A 19,650-nucleotide genomic window follows, 5' to 3' on the forward strand; every position below is an offset into this window, starting at 1 on the left:
CCGACCCTAAGGAGGCTGGATTCCATGAGCACACAGAAAGAACCGGAAGACGACGGCTTGGTCACGGAACGCGATATCGACGAGGAGTTCGGTCTCTTCCGGGAAGGAAGCTATGAAGACAGCTTATCCGATGAGGATCAGCGCGATGCGATCCGACACGGACTGCCGGACGAGCAGAAACTCCGGCGAGAAGACCGGCTTTAGGGCCTGGGCCATCCGGATCAAAAAAGGAGCTGAACAACATGTCCGATTCTTTTAATAAAACGACGGCGGATTTCGCCTATGAACGTTATGTGACGCTGGGCGACACGGATCCCGACAGCGGGATTCCGGCTGACGATCTGCGCCCCGCCGGCACGATTACCGCGCAGAGCGCAAGCGGAACCGGAAATACGGAGGCTGCTGTCGAATCGCCGTTCACACGCCACGAATCGGCGGGCGCCGCTTCGATCGGCATTGACGGCGTGCCGGAACCCGGCACCGATCCCGCGCTGGTCGGCGACCCCCATCTGGCCGCCGATACAGGACTCGGCATTGCCGGTACCGGACCGGCCCCGGCCGGCACCGCTTACGGAAGCGGCGCCGATCCGGCCGAGCCTTCTGCCGAGGAGCTGGACTCGCCCGGCCTACTCTCCGGTCCGCCCGCTTACCGCGATGAGTTGGCGCATTCGGATGCGGCGCTGGCCGCAGACGCTTCGGGCCTGACCATCGGCGCAATTGACTATGCCGACGAGGAGGAAGAAGGCGTGACCGGCGGCCTGAACGAAGAAGATCCGCTGCCCGATGTCCCGGACGCGGACGAAATATCGGCGGACTCGCCGGTGGACCCTGCGGCTCCTCCGGTGGACGTCATGCCGGGTACGGATATTCTGAACGGCTCCACGGGAGAAGAAGACTAGGCTGCCCCTGCAAAAACCGGGCGGCAGGCTTGTTTTGCAAGAGCCGGCTCTGCCGGGTTATGATGATTCGGGAAGCATCCGACTGATTCTGACCCATAAGGAGAGACTGAAACGTGAAATTCAAGCTTCAACCCCTGCCGCTGATGCTGGTCGTGCTGGCCCTGCTGATGCTGGCGGGCTGCGGCAACAAGCCTGACGGCGGCGGCAAGGCCGCGAGCGCGGCCCCTTCCGCAGCCGCCTCCGGCGCCGACGCGGAGCAGGGTCTGCCTTCCGCAGATGCAAGCCATCCGGTCGTCACCATTGAGATGGAAGACGGAGGCGTGATCCGGGCCGAACTGTATCCGGAGGTCGCCCCCAACACGGTGAACAACTTCATCTCGCTGATTCGCCAGGGCTTCTATGACGGAACGATCTTCCATCGGGTCATCCCCGGATTCATGATCCAGGGCGGCGATCCCGACGGAACCGGCGCGGGCGGACCCGTCTACACAATTGCCGGTGAATTCGCGAACAACGGGTTCGCCAATTATTTGCCGCATACCGAAGGCGTTCTGTCGATGGCCCGCTCGGGCGATCCCGATTCGGCCGGCTCCCAGTTCTTCATTATGACCGATGCGGCGCCCCATCTGGACGGCGATTATGCAGCCTTCGGCAAGGTAACCGAAGGCATGGATGTCGTCCGCCGCATTGTCAGTCTGGAACGGGACGACAATGACCGGCCGCTGAAGCCGCCGGTCATGAAGAAGGTGACGGTAGACACGCTTGGCGTAACCTATCCGGACCCGGTCAAGAAGCAGTAGCAGCCAAGGAAGCCCCTCTCCGGGAAGAGCCCAGTCTCTTCTCCCGGGAGCGGGCTTCTTGGTCCTGTGTTCAGGCGCGCGGCCGCGGCCGGCTCATTACGTGATGTTCGCTGCGCAGGAAAGTGCTCCGGGCATTCTTCAGCTGGGCGATCCGTTCCTGGGCCATACGGTCGGCGGCTGCATAAGACGGAATGTCTTCCGTCCGGGAAATCTCCAGAATGCGGGCCACGCTGTCATAGATTCGGGCAATTTGCTTGTAGGCCCGCTCCTTGTTGTAGCCGTGCAGCTCGTCGGCCACGTTAATGACGCCCCCGGCGTTGATGACATAATCGGGCGCATAGAGAATTCCCCTCCGGTGAAGCTCGTCTCCATGCCGCGGTTCCTTCAATTGATTATTCGCCGCCCCTGCGATTACCTTGGCCTTCAGCTGCGGCAGCGTCTCATCGTTGAGGGTCGCGCCGAGCGCGCAAGGCGCGTAGATGTCGCATGCCGCCGCTGTAATCTCTTCCGGATCGGCCAAGGCCGCGCCGCAGGCATCCGCCACCCGCTGCGCCGCTTCCCGGTTGATGTCCGCCACCTGCAGCAGGGCACCCTCCTCCTTCAAATATCCGCATAAATGGAAGGCTACATTGCCTGCCCCCTGGACCGCAATCGTCCGTCCCTTCAAGGAATCGGAACCGAAAGCTTCCCCGGCCGCCGCCTTCATCCCCCGGTAGACGCCGTAAGCCGTTGCCGGAGAAGGATTGCCCGATGATCCGTATGACGGGGACGTCCCCGTAACAAAATCGGTCTCCTGATAGATAAGGTCCATATCCTCAACCGTCGTTCCGACATCCTCTGCCGTTATGTACCTTCCGTTCAATCCCTGCACGAACCGTCCGAACGCCCGGAACATCGCTTCATTCTTGTCCGTCCGGGGATTGCCGATAATGACCGTCTTGCCTCCCCCGAGGTTGAGTCCCGAAATCGCGTTCTTATACGTCATTCCCTTGGCCAGCCGCAGCGCGTCGGTCAGCGCCTCTTGTTCGGAGCCATACGTCCACATCCGGGTGCCCCCAAGCGCCGGGCCCAGCGTCGTATCATGAATCGCAATAATCGCCTTCAGCCCGGAATCCCGGTCCTGGCAGAACAGCACCTGCTCATAGTCATCCATCGCCATTGCTTCAAAAAGCTTCATACTCTCCGGCTCCCGTCTTCTATATTGGATAGAGTGTTTTTCTTGCTCTTATTTCTGCTCTTATTATAGAGGAAAAGCAAATTTAATTTCCAATGACAGGAAAACTTTTTGATGTTCATTCCGCATGTTTATGAGAATTGTCATAAATTGGGCACGATCCGATGGCTTATAGTGTGGACAATCTCCTTCTCCAAGGAGCACTCCTGCAAGAAAGGTGTGTTGAGAATTATGGAACCTGCATCGCTGGTCAGTTCCGCCTTCGCTCTGTTCGAAAAGGAGGCCCCCGCTCACCGCAAAGCCTGGCTGGAGGCCGTTCAGGGTCTCGAAGCCGCCAGCCGGCTGGACCCGAAGACGGAAGCGCTGGCCTATCTTGCCGTTCTGGCGGCCGCCCGGCTGGATAGCGGCCTGCCCTTCCACGTGAAGCAGGCGCAGCACGCCGGCGCTACCCGCGAAGAGATTATCAGCGCAGTCCTGGTGGGCCTGCCCGCCGTCGGCAACGGCGTCATCTCGGCGCTTCCGGCCGTGATCGCCTCGCTGGAGGAGTCCTAGACCTCCGGCATCCTGTCGTTCCCCCGGGCCATGAGGTCCGGGGTCTTTTTTTGCGATGAAGAAATAAGGGGATGGGAAACGCTGCATCTCTAATTCTCCGGGGAATCCGGTTCCTAAATGATGACAAAGTGGAATTTATAGGGGAAAAGAGGTGAAATCCTGGGGGTGGAACGCTGATTTTGTCAACTATATGATAATGTAAGCGCTGACATTAGTCGCGCTGGATATCCCATTCTTTCTATACGAGGAGGAAAAGGAATGAAGAAGAAGTCCAAGTACATCTCGGTTCTGCTTGCCGCCGTCGTCGGTGTGTTCGCCTCTGTATCCGTCGCTTTTGCAGCGACCTGGTCATCGTCCGACCAGTACGGCAATTGGGCGAACGGCGGGTATACGGTCTATAACAATGTATGGGGAAGCGGCGCAGGAGCCCAATCTATCTGGGCGAATTCCTACAGCAACTGGGGGGTATGGGCGCAGCATCCTTCCACGGGAGGCATCAAATCCTACCCGAACAGCACCCGGGAAATCAATCTGAAGCTCAGTGCGCTGAAGAGCGTAACCAGCAGCTTCAATGTAAGCGTACCTGCAAGCGGAGCCGCCTACGAATCCGCCTACGATATCTGGGCAGGCACGAACAATGCCTATGAAATTATGCTCTGGATGAACTATTACGGCGGCGTGAAGCCGATTGCGGAGAACTGGAGCGCTGCCGGCGATCCCGTGGCGGCTTATACCAATGTAAGCGTAGGCGGCCATACGTGGAATGTATATAAAGGCAGCAACGGTTCCAACGCCGTCTATTCCTTCGTGCGCACAAGCAATACCAATTCCGGCACGGTGGATGTGCTGGCGATTATGAACTGGATCAAGGGCAAGGGCTGGTTCTCCGATGTGACCCTGAACCGCGTACAGTTCGGGTACGAAATTACCTCGTCCCCGGCGGGGCTGAACTTTACTACGAACAGCTACTCGGTCAGCTACTCGAAGTAGACGTCCCAGGGGTACCGGAGCCCTCTACCCGGAATCTGAACTCTGCCCGCTTCGTCGGCGCGGGACGGTATTCAAAGAGAGAGCGCTTCGCCTGGCGGCGAAGCGCTCTTGATTCGTATTCGCAGACTTTGGGATTACCGCTTCGCCATTGTCTCGGTCAGTACCGGAACGATCTGCGATTTGCGGGATACAACGCCCTTCAGCACAGCCTTGTTGGCGTCCAGCTTGACGTTATAGGCTTCTTCGACCGCCTGGGCTTGCCGGCCCAGGGCTACGCCTACGGAGTCGTTGTTCAGAATGTCGGTGACGACGAACAGGAACAGATCGAGACCCTTCTCGTCGATAATCGCGTTCAGCGCCTGTTCCAGTTCCGTCTGGCGGCTCAGCACATCATTCGTATCCACCGCGTTGACTTGGGCAATCTCCACCTTGTAGCTGCCCATGGCGAATTCCTTCGCATCCAGGGAGACGAGCTGGGCAATGCTCTTGTCGCTGAGGTCGGCCCCGGCCTTCAGCATATCCAGGCCGTAAGTGTCCGGATCGACGCCGGCGATCTCCGCCAGTTCCTTGGCGGCGGCGATATCTTCCTCGGTGCAGGTCGGCGATTTGAAGAGAAGAGAATCGGAAATGATAGCGGACAGCATCAGACCGGCGATATTCTTCGGGATCTCGACGCCGTTCTCCTTGTACAGCTTCTTCAGAATCGTCGCGGTGCAGCCGACCGGCTCGGCTCTGTAGTACAGCGGAGCAGCCGTCTGGAAGTTGGCGATCCGGTGATGGTCGATGACCTCCACGACCCGAACCTGATCAATGTCGGAAGCGCTCTGCTGGCTCTCGTTATGGTCGACGAGAATAACCTGCTTCGCTTCTCCGGCGACCGTCTCTACCAGGCGCGGAGCAGCCGCGCCGAATTGGTCCAGCGCGTACTGGGTTTCGCCGCTGATCTCTCCGAGGCGGACCGCTTCCACATCCCAGCCCAGTTCCTTCTTCAGGTGAGCATAGGCGATTGCCGAGCAGATCGTGTCGGTATCCGGATTCTTGTGTCCAAAGATCAAAGTTTTTTCCATATCCAAGCTCCTTAGTGTGGTTTATTTGTGTTACCAATATAACACACTTGGACAGGGGCCGCCAGCCGCGGGAGAGGTACGGCGGAAGCGGACACCGGCTTAGGGAAGAGGCAGCGGAATTCGGAAGAAACGGCCGCTGTCCGAGCCCAGATACAGGCGGTCGCCCTGTGTGTTCACCAGTCCGCGGCGGACAGCGGCTTCGCGCCCTTCCGGAATGCCGGCGGAGACGCCGGAGACGCGGTACAGCGTCTCGCCGTCATCAGCCCGAGTGATCCGAATACCGCCGCCGGTTCGAACTTCAAGCAGCCGGTTCCCCGGCAGGGCGTAGACCGCCAGTCCTGCCGATTCCGCATAGCCTTCCGGATTATAGAACGCCCGGTCCAGCGGCTGGCTCCAGCGGATTTCTCCATCAGCGGCATCCACCGCAGCCAGCGGGCCGTTCAGATACAGATACAGCGTATTGCCCGCAAAGACGGCCGGTCCCCCGCTTCCCTTAAGCCGCCAGCGCTCCCGGCCGGTCGCCGCATCGGTCAGCACGATCTCCGGCCGTGTCCGGTCCGAGGCAAAGGGACCGGAAAATTCCCGGGTCAGCAGCAGGTTCCCGCTACTGCCGATCAGGTCGCCGCGCGCCTGGATCCGCGCCTGTACCTCTCCGGAGGACAGATCGATCCGCAGCCGCTCGCCTCCAAGGCGGAACCAGCGGACCGGCTCTGCCCCCGCTGCCGGATCGGCCGGAAGCGGCGCCGGCTCCAGCAAGGGATCGTACGGGGCTGTCTCCAAGGCGGAGTCCGGCTCGTCCTTTCCGGTCAGGCTCCAGCGCAGGCTCCCCGTTCCTGGTTCCAGCCCGGTCAGCTTCGGGCCGCTCTTCAGCAGGACCACGTCTTCTCCGCCCTCATTTACTACCGCCCGGTCGCCCTTCAGCGCTTTCTTCCACAGCGTCCTGCCGTCCTTCTCGTTCAGGGCGAGCAGTCTGGCCGTCTGCGAATCCGGCTCATAGCCGTACAGCAGAATGATTCCCTTGGCAGCGTACATCTCGGTGTAATCGCTCCGCCCGTCCGCCTTACCCAGCTTCTGTTCCCAGATCGTTCGGCCTGTAGCGGCGTTCAGGTGGCGCAGCCGGTACTCATAGCCTTGCCCCGGTGTATAGGGATTCAAGACGGTCAGTTCCTGACGGCTGCGGTCGAGGGCCGTTCGGCTTCCGCCGAACCCGCCGTCGATCTGCCACAGCGTACGGCCCGTCTCCGGACTGACCGCATAGAGATTATCGTTCATATGCATCCCGCTCAGACCTCCGTCGTCTCCGAACAGTATCAGCGCTTTTGGGGTCACGTACCGGAGATACATATAGGCCAGGCTGCCCCGGTTGACCCAATCCGGCTCCAGGCGGCGGACTGCCGCCGGCTTCTCCGTTACTGGCGCGCACCGGACGGGAGCGGAGCCGTAACAGGAAGTGAAGGACCGGAGCGGCGCGGCGGCCGCCGGCGGTGTCCGCGCCCCGGCTTCGGCTGACGACGCGCCGCTCTCCCCGGTTCCGCGCGGATCTGCGCCATCCTGTCCGCCGGCTGCTTCGCAGCCGGACACCAGGGCAGCCAGCAGCAAGGCGGCAATTCCCTTGCGAAGACGAATAGACATGCCAACCCCTCCTCTTGTTCCCGCAGGCGAAGCAGCGGGAATTCTCAAGCATTCTAAGGGGTTAGACGTTTTTGCCAGCAAGAAGTTTCCATATTCACCAGCACCTTACCGCCGAACGGCGGCTTAGGCGCGTTCTCCCCTGATGATCGGCGGCAGCTCTGCCAGTTCCCGGATCTCATAAGTGGGCGCGATATCGCTGCGCCCCGGCTTGCCGAGCGGATTGAACCAGCAGGTGTCGATGCCGTAGCCGTTGCCGCCTTTGATATCGGAAGTCAGCGAATCGCCGACCATCAGCGTCCTTGGCTTGTCCGCCGCCGTCAGACCCAGTTCGCGGAACGCATAATCGAAGATGCCGGGTTCGGGCTTCTGGCTTCCGGCCAGTTCGGAAATAATCACCTGCCGGAACGTGCTGTGGAGCGGAGATCCCTGAATACGGGAGCGCTGAACCTCGGTAATTCCGTTCGTGATGACGGCCAGCGTACAGCCTTCCAGCTCGCGACACAGCTCCTCCGCTCCCTGGATCAAATACGTTCCGGCTCCCAGGTGCCGCAGATAAGCCTCGCTGAAAGCCGCAGGGTCCAGCTCCAGCCGATGCTCGGTGAACAGCCGCTGGAACCGCTCGACCCGCAGCGCCGCCGATGTGATGATCCCTTGCTCCAGGTCTCGCCACAGCGCCGAATTGATGGTCTTGTAGCTCTCTCCGTATTCCTGCGCGCCTGCGGGCAGGCCGAATTGAAGAAAGGCGTTCTCCAGAGCCCGGCTCTCCGCCAGTCCGTAATCGAACAACGTATCGTCCGCATCCAATAGAATAATGTCGTATTTCATCCTTGTCGCTCTCCTTTTGATTTCACTTGAACTGCGCCCAGCCTTCACTTCAGCATACCTTCTTCCGCCCGGCTGCGCCAACGGGCTCTTCCTTTCTCTTCCGTGCCCCAAGTTCCCCAGTGCGCGGCTGCCGGGCTGCGGCTGTCGACAGAACTCCCTCTGCGGCGTTATAATCGGAGGAAGAGAGACAGACAGCATATCCTCTCCACACCAATTTAATGGCGGTGATTTTCATTCTTTACGTATTGGCTTTTCTGTTGTCTTACGCAATTGTCTATTTCCTGATTCCTCCACTTCGCCGCCTGGCTTTCCGGCTTGATTTTGTAGACAAGCCCCGTCAGGATGTCGAACGCAAAATACACAGGGAGCCGATCCCGCTGACGGCCAGCTACGCCATTTTTGCCGGATTCTTCATCGTCTATCTGCTGTTCTCCCGCGACTTCTCGCTGGAGACGCTGGCGCTGTTCGCCGGCGGCATTCTGCTGCTCACAATCGGTACGGTCGACGACTGGTACAAGACAAAGGGCAAAGAATTTCCGGCGCTGCCGAAGATGGTGGTTCAAATGTCGGCTGCGGTTCTCGTCTACGCTGCGGGAATTTCATTTACCGGCTTCTATAACCCTTTCTCGGGCGAGTATTTCACCCTGCCGGTCGTTCTGCAATTCCTTCTGACGATCCTCTGGATCTTCGGCGTCACAACCGTCATCAACTTCACCGACGGAATGGACGGTCTTGCCGCCAGCCTGACGGCCATTTCCGGCACAACCCTGTTCATCGTCGCCTTGGTCAAGAACCAGTCGCCGTCTGCGATGATGGCCATTATTCTGATCGGCGTCACGCTGGCCTACTTCCATTTCAACAAGCCGCCGGCCAAAGTCTTCATGGGCGACGCGGGAGCGACCTTTCTCGGCTTCATCCTGTCCGTTATCGCGCTGGACGGCGCCTTCAAGCAGGCGACCCTGCTGTCGCTGTTCATTCCGATACTCGCCCTGGGCGTGCCGATCTTCGACAATCTGTTCGTCATCATCCGCCGCTTCATGCAGGGCAAGGCCATCTATCAGGCCGATGCCAGCCAGGCCCATTACCGGCTGCTCCGGTCGGGGCTGAACCACAAGCAGGTCGTGCTTGTCCTCAGCCTCATCAGCGTCTGCCTGTCGCTGTCCTCGATTATTCTGCTGCTGATGCAGAGCTAGCGCGCGGACGCCGGGCCGCAGGGCTAACCGGGAAGCAGCCGGGTGCTTCTCATGGCAAAAAGCGTTCTTCCTCCTTCAAGGGGAAGAACGCTTTTTTTGATTCGGGCCCCTTTAGGCCCCGGATGGGCGCTTCACTCAGGATGCGCGCCGGTTCAGTCCGCTTCCAGCCCCTCGCGGAGCTGCCGGTAGATGCCGACAATCTCTTCCATCGGCATCCGGACCAGCCCGCTGGACGAAGGCGCGACGAACTCCCGGACGCCGTCGACCGCCGGCTCGAAGCCGTCCTGGAATCCCCACTCCGCCTTCGGCTTGCGGGTAAACTCCGTATAGACGCCCTTGCCGACAAAACAGGCCACCTGCGGCCGGTACCGCTCCAGCTTCTCCTTCAGCGCCCGCCGGCCTTCGGCGTACTCCGGCCGGGCGATATCCTCGATTCCGCGCGTCGGGCGCGCCACAATATTCGTGAAGCCGTACCCCAGCTTCAAGAGTTCGCCGTCCTCCGAAGCCTCGTAGAGCCGGGGCGTCAGACCGGCCCGGTGCAGAATCCGCCAGAAGCGATTCCGCGGATTGGCATAGTGATGCCCGAGTTCGCCGGACCGAAGGCTCGGATTGAAGCCGATGAAGACGACCTGGAGCCCCCGCTCCAGATGGTCGGGAACCGGCGGAAGCTCCGCCTGCCGCTCCTTCTCCGCTCTTCCGGTTACCTCTGCCATGCCGCTTCCTCCTTTCGATCTGCTGTTCTTCTCTCTCCAGCCTGTCCTCTCTCTTCCTTAACCGGCACTGAAGCGGGCCAACCATCGCGAATGCTAGGGAAGCAGCGCTTTGACGCGGGACGTCAGATCGCCGGCCTTCAGACGATAATAATTGCTGTCGCCGTTCTTCAGCTTCATCAGCACGAGGCAGGAGCCGGCTTCGGGCTTATAATCGCGGTAATGATCCAGAATATCGCTGAACACCGCCTCGCTCTGGCTGGTGACGGTCTTGCCCTGGCTTCGGGCCTGCCCGAAGTAGGCAGCCGGGTCGTAGGCGTTCCCGGCCGGAAGAGCGGACGAATCAGACTGCCGGACCAGCTCCACCGATTCGATGTCCGCAGGCTGAATGCGGACCCGGTCGCCATAGCCCTTTTGCTTCAGCCAGGCTTCCAGCTTCCCGTAAGACGGCTTCCAAGCCACATTGGAGAAGAACTGGTACGGCTTGCCGACCGATTCTTCGGGAATAAGTTGAATTAGCGCCCTGTCCACACGGTCGTCGGTCTCTTCCGCCAGACTCATCTCCAGGACCTCTTCCTTCAGCAGGGCAGTGAACTCCCGGATATCCTGCGGGTTCCAGATCGATACGCTCTTCTGGTTCGCCGACAATTGAACGCTGGCCAGCTGCTTGTCCAGCTCGGGAAGCATATATTCCAGTGTCTTGAACGGCACGGCTTCCATCACAGCGGCAAGCTCCGGCTCAAAGCCCTTCAGCGGAATCCAGTAGCTGCGGACGAGCGTTCTGCCGTTCTTGAGCTTGTAGGCAATCTTATAATTGAAATTGCGGTCTCCCGCCGAATAAGTCCCGTTCTGTTCTCTGTCCGGCCGCGTATTGACGAGGGCCGCATGCAGGCGGCGAACGGCTTCGATGTAGACCGGGTCGTCCGAGAACGGACTTACGTCCTCGAAGGGACTTCCCATCTCCGTGCCGGAAGCGGCATGATAATTGCTCCGTCCGTCCGTGAGGTAATCTTCATAATAACTGCCCGCATAGACGGCTTCGATCCGGTTCATATCCGGGATGCGGTTCTCATAGCCGTTCAGCGGAGACACACAGAAGTATAATAGCCCGCCGATGACGGCGGTATACCCGGCAAAACGCAGCAGAAGCTTCCGGCCAAAAACCTGAAAGGACCGCTGAAGCAGCATTTCTGCCGCGATGCAGCCGAGTGCGGCGCCGATGCCGAATCCGGCGATCGTCCATCCCGCTCCTCCCTGGCGCTGATCTCCCATATAGGAGCCCGCCAGCATCATGGAGCACAGCATCACGCTGGCCCTGAAGGGCGGCCGGAGAGCGGCAAAGACAATGGCTTGCCCGGCCCGTTCCACCGGACGCTTCCGGTACAGCGCTCCCGCCAGGATGATACAACAGACGGCAAGCGCTAGGTATACCGTCAGCTCTCTCCAACCGAACGGTGAAGAGGAATTATTAACCATATGAAGGACGGGAGACCAGAGACTCCGTTCCCGCCACCACCAGTCGTATCCGAAGCCGTAGAGATAATTGGACAGCAGCGAACCGAGCAGTTCCGCGAGCGCATCGGGCAGAATGAGCAGGGCATAGACCACCAGGCCCTGAAGCAGGGTCTGGCCCACGCACATGCCTGCGAACACCGTGAAGCTGAACAGAAAGACCGTGAGAATCGTAAGGGCTGCTCCCCATTTCCATACCTCGGCCCATCCGTAGAGGTACAGGCCGTCGGCGGTATTCTGTGCGAGCCCGGCGGCCAGCGTGGTCAGCCAGACGGTTTTGTCAATAGTATCCGGGTTGCCGGGCAGCAGACAAAAAAACCGCGCCGTTAAGCGCGGGAATTGCCGAATCCTCTATTCGGCCGGCGGGGAACCTTCGGCAGCCGCTCTTCCTGTCGCTGACGCTTGCTTGCGGCGCGGACTGCGATCGCACAGCAGCGCAGCGGGAATCCCGGGAAGCAGCAGCCAGGCGGCTGCCGCGAACGTATCGCTGTAGGCGTCGTACGTTGCCGTCTTGGCCGCGGCCGCTGCCATGCCGGTACCCGCAGCCTTCCCGTTCTTCGCCTGAACATCCGAGAGCCTGTCGGTCAGATTCTGCTGAAGCATCGTCACGATAATCGCCACACCGAGCACGCTGCCTATCGCTTTGGCCATGTTCACTATGCCTGACGCCATTCCGATCTTGGCTTCCGGGACATGGTTGACCGCCGACGTCATCACCGGCGCCATCGTCATTCCGATGCCAAGACCGGCCGCGAACAGCCGCAGCGCCACGTCTCCGGTCGAGGCATCCGCTCCGAGACCGGACAGCGACCAGGTCATCAGCATCAGCAGAGCAATGCCTGCGGTTGCGGGAAGATGCGAGCCCCATCGAACCGCAACCGGAGAGGATAAGGCGGAGGTGACGATGGTTCCAAGCGCCATGACCGACAGAATCAGTCCGGCCCGCAGTTCGGATACTCCCATAACCCGGGTAAGAAAGAAGGAAGTGAGAATCGCGACGTTCGTCAGCCCTGCTCCGACAATCAGAAGCGCCAGAGAAGAGGCGCTGAACGGCCCGCTACGGAACAGGGACATGGAGAGCATCGGCGCCTTCCCCCGAAGCTGCGAGACGGTGAATACCGCGAGCAGCAGGGCGGCGCCCAACAGCAGAAGCAGTACGGACCGGGAATGCCAGCCCTCGTCGCTTACCCGGATCAGCCCGTACGTCATACTGAACATAGCTCCCGAGATCGCAAGCATCCCCGGCCAGTCGAGGGCAGTGCCCGCGGTCGGGTCCTTGGATTCGCCGATGAAGATCCAGGTCAGGACAAGGCTGAGCGCGGCAAGCGGCACATTGACATAGAAAATCCATTCCCAGTTCAGCTTGTCCGTAATCACCCCGCCCAGCGCCGGTCCGCTGGCGGCAGCCAGGCCTGACAGAGCGCCCCATAATCCGATGATAAGACCATGCTTCTCCTTGGGAAATGCCTGAGTGACAAGCGGAATGGACACCGGGACGATAATGGCTCCGGCCAATCCTTGAACAAAACGGGCTCCAATCAGGAATTCCAGATTCGGCGCAAGTCCCGACAGCAGAGAGGCCAGGCCGAAGACCGCCGTTCCAAGCAGGAAGACCTTCTTCCGTCCGAACTGGTCCGCCAGACGCGACGCGCTCAGGATAAAGACTGCGAACGCCAGATTATAAGCGTTGACCACCCATGAGATGCGGTCCACTCCGCCGTCGAAATAGCGGGTCATTTCCGGCAGCGCAATGTTGACGATCGTACCGTCGAGAAGAGCCATGAAGAAGCCGAGAACGATTGCCGTAAACGATAAAGCAGATTTCCGGTTCATAAATAATCTCCCTCCAAAACTGAACTGTAGTTCACTTTTGGATTATATGAACTTCAGTTCAGTTTTGTCAACGACAAATCTGAACCAGAGTTCACATTCGTTGACACGATGCGTTTTCTTTTTTTACAATATAGTATGATGAGGAGGCGTCAGACATTGACTGATTCCATGGATGGCATGCCGCGCAGAGCGCAGAGCACTGCCGCAGACAAACCAAGAACCCCCCAGCAGGACCGGGGAGTTCGTACAAGAGAAGCCATTATCCGGGCAGCGATGGAGTTGTTCGCAGAGAAGGGCTACCTTCAGACGAACAGCAAACACATCGCCGCCCGCGCCGGCGTAAGCACCGGCAGCTTCTATTCCTATTTTGCGGATAAAAAAGCCGTATTCCTGGAAGTGCTCCAGATATACAGCGAAGAGCTGGTCGGCAAGATGGAGGCGACGCTGCTTGAGCTGAACCGCTCGGCCCTGGACCGCAGAACGCAAATGCTCCTGCTGATCGACAATCTCGTCCAATCGCACGACGTCTTCATCCGGTTCCACAAAGAACTGGCTGTTCTCGCTCTGAGCGACGAAGAGCTGCAGCAGATGATTGAACGGCAGCGCAGCGCAGGACAGGCGATTACGCTGAAGTACCTGCAGCAAATGCCGGAGAAGCTGCTCGTCCGCAATCTCGAAGCCGCCGCCGCCCTTATTTACGAGACCTTTGACGTAGTCGTAGACCGGATGGCTTTTGCCCCCGAATCCGTTGATGTCCATTCCCTCAAGGAAGAGCTGGCGGACATGCTGGTCCGCTATCTGTACCCGTAACGTCTACCGGATATCCTTCCAGAAATTCAGCGGCGCCATATCCCGGGTGATAATTCCGTATGTATATCCCTTACGGTCCAGGGTGTTCAGTACCCGCGGCAGCACCTTCAGCGTCGCCGCCTGGTCGTGCATCAGAATGACGGGCGGAGTCTTGGCGCCGAGGTCGTCGATCTGGGTCATAATCCGGTTGTAGATCCGGTCGCTGTCGGTCTTGTACTTCCAATCCAGGGAGTCGACGTTCCAATCCCACAGCAGAAAGCCCTGCCCCAGCAGCGCATCGCGGTAGGCCTTGGTCAAATACGGCTTGCTGCCGTAAGGCGTGCGGATCAGCGGAGTCGTGATTCCCGCCGCCGACTGAAGCGCCGCGTTGTCGCGGTTCATTTCGTTCAGTGCCGAGGCCGGCGAGGCGTAGAACTTGCTTTTGACATGGGACATGCCGTGCAGGCCGACAGCGTTGCCCGCCTTCACCATCCGCTTTACCTCGCCGGTATGGGCAGCGATATGCGGCCCCAGCATGAAGAAAGTCGCCTTCGCCCCGTGTTCGTCCAACAGATCAAGCAGCCTGTCCGTTGTCGCCGACGGCCCGTCGTCAAAGGTCAGATAGACGACCTTGCCGGAGGAAGCCGACTTGGTTCCTCCGTTTGCGGCGGAAGACGCAGCGCCCGGCTTCGCGCCTTCGGCAGACGGAGCGGGAGATGCCGCCGGGGCGGCGCTTGCCAGCTTCTTCGTGTCATATTTGGCCGCGAACTCGGCGTCGCTCAGCTTGGCTTCCCCGTCTTTTACCCGCAGCAGCCCCAGTTCGGGCCGGTAGGAGACCGAATATCCGAACTGCGTTGCCACCTTGACCGGCAGCATAAGGCGGCCGTTCGCCGTATACATCGGCAGCGTGCCCGCGCTTGTGGCCGTCATGTTGACGGCAAAGCCGCTGCCCGGCAGCAGCCTCAGCTCGCCGCCGCGGCCGGCCAGCGTCAGATCAGACGCACTCCCCGTCAGAGTCAGCTCCAGCTGCTCTGCCAACTCTTTTACAGGCACAAAGAAACTTCCATTCTTCTGCTCCGCCGGGATTCCGCTCAGCTTGTCGTTAATCCCCAGCCGCCACGCCGCCTTCCCCGCAGCCGAGGCTTCCCCCATGTTCCAACAGCCCCATGCCGCCACAAATACCAGCAGCGCGAGACATCCTCTTCCCATTCTCATCCTCTCTCGAATCTCCTTCTCCTGATGTGGTTTCTATCACCATAACATAGATGCCCGCTTCCAGTATTGGACAGTTTGTAACCGGCAGTTAAAAAACTGTTACCCGGCTGTATAAGGGTCCACACATGCGCAGCTGCTTCAAAAGAGAGAGTCTTTCGGGCGAATCGGGCTGAAAGCCGTCTTTGACGCATGAAATCGGGTACTTCAGGGAATTTTAATTGTGACAAACTGGGTAATTTTTTTAATTCGTGAACGAATTATGAACTGCTCAAAAAATCCACAAAACAGCGCTGTTACAGTGATCTTTATCATATCGCGCCTCTATTAGTAACATTAAGTTCACATAAAGTTCATACATTGTACAATTTTATAGCATTTAATATGCTATTTTCTATAATATGTCTTTTGCATTATCCCATCCAAATTTTTAATATAGATACAGGTCATTGATTTTCGGTTAACTTGTTTAATAAGCACAGTAATGAAGGAAAGGAGTTCGACATGAACAAAAGAGGGCCGTTATACGCATTGTTTTTCAGCCTTTTCCTGCTGCTTCCGGGTTGCAGCTCGCTCACCGTGCTGAATCCGAAGGGGCCAGCGGCCAAGACGCTCTCCGACACGATTATCCTCTCGATTCTCGTGATGCTCGGCGTTCTTGCCGTCGTCTACATCCTCTACATCTTCGTGCTGGTCAAATACCGCGCCAAGAAGACCAATGAGGGCTACATTCCGCCTCACGAACCGGGTAACAAATGGCTGGAAGCGACCTGGATCGCCATTCCGATTATTATCGTGGCGTTCCTGTCCGTCGTAACCGTCAGAACAACGAGTGCCGTAGAGAACGTAGCGAGCGACTACAAAGATCAGAAACCGCTCGTCATTTACGCCTCCTCATCCAACTGGAAATGGCATTTCAGCTACCCGGAGGAAGGCATCGAGACCGTCAATTACGTCAATTTCCCGGTCAACCGCCCGATTGAATTCCGTCTGTACTCGTTCGGACCGATCAGCAGCTTCTGGATTCCGCAGCTTGCCGGCCAGAAGTATGCCATGAGCGACATGACTACTTATCTGAATCTGGTGGCGGAGACCCAGGGAGACTTCCTGGGACGCAACTCCAACTTCAGCGGCAAGGGCTTCGCCCAAATGGAATTCACCGCGACTTCGATGAGCAGCAAGGATTACGACGAATGGGTCAAGGATGTCAAGGATACCGCTTCTCCTCTGACCGAAGAGAAGTTCAAATCGCTGCTGGAGACCGCCCATGTCGGACGCGAGACCTTCTCCACCAACCATCTCGAATTCAGCCCGCCTCCGGGCGAACACAGCGAGCACATGGATATGGATAAGGACGACGATATGGACAACGGCAACATGGATCATCAGGAGAACAAGGATATCCATCCTTCTCCCGCTCCGGAGGAAGAAACGGAGTTTGACGACAAGCCCGCTCCGGTTGTGAACTCGCCGCTTCCAAGTTCTCCGGCGGATGAATCCGCACACAATCATTAAACAAATTGCTGCTGAACATTCCCTGAAAGGAGTCATCCCAATGGATTTGGATAAATTCAAGGTTCACGGCGAACCTCTGATCTACGGCGCTATGGTCAGCATCGTGCTCGTATCGATCGGCATCCTCGTCGGCCTGACCTATTTCAAAAAATGGGGCTATCTCTGGCGCGAATGGCTGACGACCGTGGACCACAAGCGGATCGGCGTTATGTACATCCTCGCCGCGCTGCTCATGCTGTTCCGCGGCGGCGTCGATGCCATGATGATGCGTCTGCAGACCGCTGCCCCGGAAATGAAGTTCCTGGACGCCCAGCATTACAACGAGGTCTTCACGACCCACGGCCTCATCATGATTCTCTTCATGGCGATGCCGTTTATTATCGGCCTTATGAACGTCGTGGTACCGCTGCAGATCGGCGCGCGCGACGTCGCCTTCCCCCGGCTGAACGCCGTCAGCTTCTGGCTGTTCTTCTTCGGGGCGATGCTTCTCAATATTTCCTTCGTCGTCGGCGGCTCTCCCGACGCCGGCTGGTCGGCTTACTTCCCGCTGGCGAGTCTGGAATTCAGCCCGACGGTAGGCAACAACTATTACTCCTTGGCGCTGCAGATCTCCGGTATCGGTACCCTGATGACCGGGGTCAACTTCATCGTCACGATTCTGAAGATGCGCGCACCGGGCATGAAGCTGATGAAGATGCCGATGTTCACCTGGTCCGTGCTGATCACCAACGTCATTATCGTCTTCGCCTTCCCGGTTCTGACCGTCGCTCTGGCGCTGATGATGTTCGACCGCCTGTTCGGTTCCCAGTTCTTCACCATGGCCAACGGCGGCATGGATATGCTCTGGGCGAACCTCTTCTGGGTCTGGGGCCATCCGGAAGTCTATATCGTTATTCTCCCGGCCTTCGGTATCTACAGTGAAATTATCGCGACCTTCGCGAGAAAGAATCTGTACGGCTACAAATCCATGGTTGCCAGTATGGTCGTTATCTCCCTGCTGTCCTTCCTCGTATGGGCGCATCACTTCTATACGATGGGCCAGGGCGTTATGGTCAACAGCTTCTTCTCCATCTCGACGATGGCCATCGCCGTTCCGACCGGCGTCAAGATCTTCAACTGGCTGTTCACCCTCCGTAAAGGGCGAATTGAATTTACGACACCGATGCTCTACTCGCTGGCCTTCATTCCGATCTTTACAATCGGGGGCGTTACCGGCGTTATGCTGGCGATGGCCAGTGCGGACTACCAGTACCACAACACGATGTTCCTGGTCGCTCACTTCCACTATGTGCTGATTCCGGGCGCCGTCTTCGCCGTCATCGCGGGCTTCCACTACTGGTTCCCGAAAGTGTTCGGCTTCCGGCTTAACGAACGTCTCGGCAAGCATGCGTTCTGGTGGATCATTATTTCCTTCAATGTTACGTTCTTCCCGCTGTTCATTCTCGGTCTGAAGGGAATGACGCGCCGGATGTACACGTACTCGGAAGAGACCGGCTTCGGGCCGCTCAACATGCTGTCCTTCGCAGGCGCAGTGGGTCTGGCTATCGGCTTTGTTATTCTGGTGTACAACATTTACTGGAGCACCCGCTACCAGCCGCGCGACAAGACGGGAGATCCGTGGAACGCGAGAACGCTGGAGTGGGCAACGCACAGTCCGATCCCGGCCTACAATTTTGCCATTGAACCGGAAGTCGAGACGCTCGACCCGTTCTGGGAAGCGAAATACGGCAACAAGCCGATTTTCAAGAAACCGTTGGCCAAAATTCACATGCCGAGCAATACCGGCAAGCCGTTCATTCTCGGCGTTATCTTCTTCTTCTTTGGCTTCTTCATGGTATTCAGCATGTGGAAATCGGCCATTGTGGCAGGCGTCGGCATCCTGATTGTCATGGCAGCCATGTCGTTTGACCGGGATCACGGCTTCTATATCTCGGCGGATGAAATTGCCGCCACCGAAAAGAAACTGGGGGGTAAGCAGATATGAAGGTAGACACCTCCAAACCGCTGGAATATTCAACACATGAGAACAGCAACAAAATCTTTGGCTTCTGGGTGTTCCTTGGAGCGGAAATCGTTCTGTTCGCCACCCTGTTCACCGTCTTCTTCGTGCTCGTGAACCGCTTTGCCTCCGGGCCAAGCGGGGAGGAGTTGTTCGAGATCGGTCCGGTGCTCTGGGAGACCTTCCTGCTCCTGACCAGTTCTTTCACCATTGGCCTGGCGATCCATGCCATGCGCCACAACTACAAGAAAGCAATGATGGTGTTCCTCGGCCTCACGCTGCTGATGGGCCTCGGCTTCCTTGGAATTGAAATTACCGAGTTCTTCACTTACGTGGATGAAGGGGCAACGCTGCAGACCAGCGGCTTCCTCTCCAGCTTGTTCGTTCTGCTTGGAACGCACGGAGCGCACGTAACCTTCGGTTTCCTCTGGGGTTCGGCAATCTTTATCCAGCTTCTGCGGGAAGGCATCAACCCGGCGACAGCCAACAAGTCGTTCATCTTCTCGCTGTACTGGCACTTCCTGGACGTGGTCTGGATCTTCATATTCAGCTTCGTCTACCTGAAAGGACTGATGTAGCATGCTGAAACAGTTATTTCCGATTCGTCATGTGCTGGGATATATCGCCTCCCTCGTCCTTTCGGCGGCTGCGCTGGTTGTCATCTACGGCGATTTGTCACACACCGGCAATGTGATCGTGCTGAGCGTAACGGCCATCATCCAGGCCGCTCTGCAGCTCTTCCTGTTCATGCATATCGGCGAAGATGCGAACTCCAAGAAGGAACTGTACGTCAACATCGCCTATGCGCTGTTCGTCGGTCTTGGCACCATCTTCGGTACGCTGTTCATCTTCATCTGGGGCTGGTACAGCTAAGTTCATTCCTGCACGCAAAAGGGGTCGTCCCAAAAGACGGCCCCTTTCTTTTGTCTAGGAGTTCAACTTGTGTTC

General features: G+C 58.2%; 19 protein-coding genes. 11 read left to right on the top strand and 8 right to left on the bottom strand.

Annotated features, from left to right (window positions below; translation table 11 throughout):
• The first annotated feature begins 24 nt into the window (after positions 1–24).
• The 3 genes from F4V43_RS10230 (at position 25) to F4V43_RS10240 (ending at position 1,699) form a co-directional block, all read left to right on the top strand.
• On the top strand, positions 25–204 hold the full coding sequence (locus F4V43_RS10230; RefSeq protein ID WP_150458153.1) for a hypothetical protein: 180 nt from the start codon (positions 25–27) through the stop codon (positions 202–204).
• Between the two features lie 38 nt (positions 205–242).
• On the top strand, positions 243–899 hold the full coding sequence (locus F4V43_RS10235) for a hypothetical protein (RefSeq protein WP_150458154.1): 657 nt from the start codon (positions 243–245) through the stop codon (positions 897–899).
• Between the two features lie 143 nt (positions 900–1,042).
• On the top strand, positions 1,043–1,699 hold the full coding sequence (locus tag F4V43_RS10240; RefSeq protein WP_150458217.1) for a peptidylprolyl isomerase: 657 nt from the start codon (positions 1,043–1,045) through the stop codon (positions 1,697–1,699).
• Positions 1,700–1,769: 70 nt separating this feature from the next.
• Here the strand turns inward: F4V43_RS10240 and F4V43_RS10245 are convergent, their stop codons facing one another.
• The gene (locus F4V43_RS10245; protein ID WP_150458155.1) at positions 1,770–2,876 is read right to left on the bottom strand and encodes a Glu/Leu/Phe/Val family dehydrogenase; all 1,107 of its coding nucleotides are present in this window, start codon (positions 2,874–2,876) and stop codon (positions 1,770–1,772) included.
• 228 nt (positions 2,877–3,104) lie between these two features.
• Here F4V43_RS10245 and F4V43_RS10250 point away from each other — a divergent pair, with 228 nt between their 5' ends.
• Entirely contained in the window at positions 3,105–3,425 is a 321-nt protein-coding gene (locus F4V43_RS10250; RefSeq protein WP_150458156.1) for a carboxymuconolactone decarboxylase family protein, read from the top strand.
• A gap of 258 nt (positions 3,426–3,683) precedes the next feature.
• Positions 3,684–4,415, top strand: a complete 732-nt coding sequence (locus F4V43_RS10255; RefSeq protein ID WP_150458157.1) for a GH12 family glycosyl hydrolase domain-containing protein — start codon at positions 3,684–3,686, stop codon at positions 4,413–4,415.
• A gap of 134 nt (positions 4,416–4,549) precedes the next feature.
• Here the strand turns inward: F4V43_RS10255 and F4V43_RS10260 are convergent, their stop codons facing one another.
• The 3 genes from F4V43_RS10260 to F4V43_RS10270 form a co-directional block, all read right to left on the bottom strand.
• Positions 4,550–5,482: a manganese-dependent inorganic pyrophosphatase gene (locus tag F4V43_RS10260; RefSeq protein WP_150458158.1), complete on the bottom strand. Its 933-nt coding sequence runs from the start codon at positions 5,480–5,482 to the stop codon at positions 4,550–4,552.
• A gap of 99 nt (positions 5,483–5,581) precedes the next feature.
• A complete protein-coding gene (locus tag F4V43_RS10265) occupies positions 5,582–7,114 on the bottom strand; it encodes a PQQ-binding-like beta-propeller repeat protein (RefSeq protein ID WP_150458159.1) in 1,533 nt (510 codons plus the stop codon).
• A 123-nt stretch (positions 7,115–7,237) separates the two neighbouring features.
• Positions 7,238–7,939 (bottom strand): YjjG family noncanonical pyrimidine nucleotidase, encoded by a 702-nt coding sequence (locus F4V43_RS10270; protein ID WP_150458160.1) that lies wholly within the window; start codon positions 7,937–7,939, stop codon positions 7,238–7,240.
• Positions 7,940–8,157: 218 nt separating this feature from the next.
• Here F4V43_RS10270 and F4V43_RS10275 point away from each other — a divergent pair, with 218 nt between their 5' ends.
• Positions 8,158–9,132, top strand: coding sequence for a glycosyltransferase family 4 protein (locus F4V43_RS10275; RefSeq protein WP_150458161.1), 975 nt, complete (start codon positions 8,158–8,160; stop codon positions 9,130–9,132).
• 152 nt (positions 9,133–9,284) lie between these two features.
• Here F4V43_RS10275 and F4V43_RS10280 read toward each other — a convergent pair whose 3' ends face one another.
• From F4V43_RS10280 to F4V43_RS10290, 3 genes are all read right to left on the bottom strand, one after another.
• Positions 9,285–9,845, bottom strand: a complete 561-nt coding sequence (locus tag F4V43_RS10280) for a mismatch-specific DNA-glycosylase (protein ID WP_150458162.1) — start codon at positions 9,843–9,845, stop codon at positions 9,285–9,287.
• 93 nt (positions 9,846–9,938) lie between these two features.
• Positions 9,939–11,477, bottom strand: coding sequence for an MFS transporter (locus F4V43_RS10285; RefSeq protein ID WP_150458163.1), 1,539 nt, complete (start codon positions 11,475–11,477; stop codon positions 9,939–9,941).
• Between the two features lie 228 nt (positions 11,478–11,705).
• Positions 11,706–13,187, bottom strand: coding sequence for an MFS transporter (locus F4V43_RS10290; protein WP_150458164.1), 1,482 nt, complete (start codon positions 13,185–13,187; stop codon positions 11,706–11,708).
• A gap of 156 nt (positions 13,188–13,343) precedes the next feature.
• Here F4V43_RS10290 and F4V43_RS10295 point away from each other — a divergent pair, with 156 nt between their 5' ends.
• Positions 13,344–13,997, top strand: a complete 654-nt coding sequence (locus tag F4V43_RS10295) for a TetR/AcrR family transcriptional regulator (RefSeq protein ID WP_191089552.1) — start codon at positions 13,344–13,346, stop codon at positions 13,995–13,997.
• A gap of 3 nt (positions 13,998–14,000) precedes the next feature.
• Here F4V43_RS10295 and F4V43_RS10300 read toward each other — a convergent pair whose 3' ends face one another.
• Positions 14,001–15,191, bottom strand: a complete 1,191-nt coding sequence (locus F4V43_RS10300) for a polysaccharide deacetylase (RefSeq protein ID WP_150458166.1) — start codon at positions 15,189–15,191, stop codon at positions 14,001–14,003.
• Positions 15,192–15,692: 501 nt separating this feature from the next.
• Between F4V43_RS10300 and qoxA the strand changes: the two genes are divergently transcribed.
• Genes qoxA through qoxD form a run of 4 tightly spaced genes read left to right on the top strand, consistent with a single transcriptional unit; the run spans position 15,693 to position 19,575 of the window.
• A complete protein-coding gene (gene qoxA, locus F4V43_RS10305; protein ID WP_150458167.1) occupies positions 15,693–16,703 on the top strand; it encodes a cytochrome aa3 quinol oxidase subunit II in 1,011 nt (336 codons plus the stop codon).
• Positions 16,704–16,743: 40 nt separating this feature from the next.
• Positions 16,744–18,687, top strand: a complete 1,944-nt coding sequence (qoxB, locus tag F4V43_RS10310) for a cytochrome aa3 quinol oxidase subunit I (protein ID WP_150458168.1) — start codon at positions 16,744–16,746, stop codon at positions 18,685–18,687.
• Complete coding sequence (locus F4V43_RS10315; protein ID WP_150458169.1) at positions 18,684–19,280, top strand: cytochrome c oxidase subunit 3; 597 nt, start codon at positions 18,684–18,686, stop codon at positions 19,278–19,280. Before qoxB ends, F4V43_RS10315 begins: the two co-directional genes overlap by 4 nt.
• Before the next feature lies 1 nt (position 19,281).
• On the top strand, positions 19,282–19,575 hold the full coding sequence (gene qoxD, locus F4V43_RS10320; RefSeq protein WP_150458170.1) for a cytochrome aa3 quinol oxidase subunit IV: 294 nt from the start codon (positions 19,282–19,284) through the stop codon (positions 19,573–19,575).
• Positions 19,576–19,650: the final 75 nt, after the last annotated feature.

The organism is Paenibacillus spiritus (assembly GCF_008710135.1).
GTDB classification, from domain to species: Bacteria; Bacillota; Bacilli; order Paenibacillales; family Paenibacillaceae; genus Paenibacillus_AQ; species Paenibacillus_AQ glufosinatiresistens.

Coding starts and splice junctions, on each gene's coding strand:
- F4V43_RS10230 (WP_150458153.1), top strand. CDS start 25: ATGAGCACACAGAAAGAACCGGAAGACGACGGCTTGGTCACGGAACGC.
- F4V43_RS10235 (WP_150458154.1), top strand. CDS start 243: ATGTCCGATTCTTTTAATAAAACGACGGCGGATTTCGCCTATGAACGT.
- F4V43_RS10240 (WP_150458217.1), top strand. CDS start 1,043: ATGCTGGTCGTGCTGGCCCTGCTGATGCTGGCGGGCTGCGGCAACAAG.
- F4V43_RS10245 (WP_150458155.1), bottom strand. CDS start 2,876: ATGAAGCTTTTTGAAGCAATGGCGATGGATGACTATGAGCAGGTGCTG.
- F4V43_RS10250 (WP_150458156.1), top strand. CDS start 3,105: ATGGAACCTGCATCGCTGGTCAGTTCCGCCTTCGCTCTGTTCGAAAAG.
- F4V43_RS10255 (WP_150458157.1), top strand. CDS start 3,684: ATGAAGAAGAAGTCCAAGTACATCTCGGTTCTGCTTGCCGCCGTCGTC.
- F4V43_RS10260 (WP_150458158.1), bottom strand. CDS start 5,482: ATGGAAAAAACTTTGATCTTTGGACACAAGAATCCGGATACCGACACG.
- F4V43_RS10265 (WP_150458159.1), bottom strand. CDS start 7,114: ATGTCTATTCGTCTTCGCAAGGGAATTGCCGCCTTGCTGCTGGCTGCC.
- F4V43_RS10270 (WP_150458160.1), bottom strand. CDS start 7,939: ATGAAATACGACATTATTCTATTGGATGCGGACGATACGTTGTTCGAT.
- F4V43_RS10275 (WP_150458161.1), top strand. CDS start 8,158: ATGGCGGTGATTTTCATTCTTTACGTATTGGCTTTTCTGTTGTCTTAC.
- F4V43_RS10280 (WP_150458162.1), bottom strand. CDS start 9,845: ATGGCAGAGGTAACCGGAAGAGCGGAGAAGGAGCGGCAGGCGGAGCTT.
- F4V43_RS10290 (WP_150458164.1), bottom strand. CDS start 13,187: ATGAACCGGAAATCTGCTTTATCGTTTACGGCAATCGTTCTCGGCTTC.
- F4V43_RS10300 (WP_150458166.1), bottom strand. CDS start 15,191: ATGAGAATGGGAAGAGGATGTCTCGCGCTGCTGGTATTTGTGGCGGCA.
- qoxA (WP_150458167.1), top strand. CDS start 15,693: ATGAACAAAAGAGGGCCGTTATACGCATTGTTTTTCAGCCTTTTCCTG.
- qoxB (WP_150458168.1), top strand. CDS start 16,744: ATGGATTTGGATAAATTCAAGGTTCACGGCGAACCTCTGATCTACGGC.
- F4V43_RS10315 (WP_150458169.1), top strand. CDS start 18,684: ATGAAGGTAGACACCTCCAAACCGCTGGAATATTCAACACATGAGAAC.
- qoxD (WP_150458170.1), top strand. CDS start 19,282: ATGCTGAAACAGTTATTTCCGATTCGTCATGTGCTGGGATATATCGCC.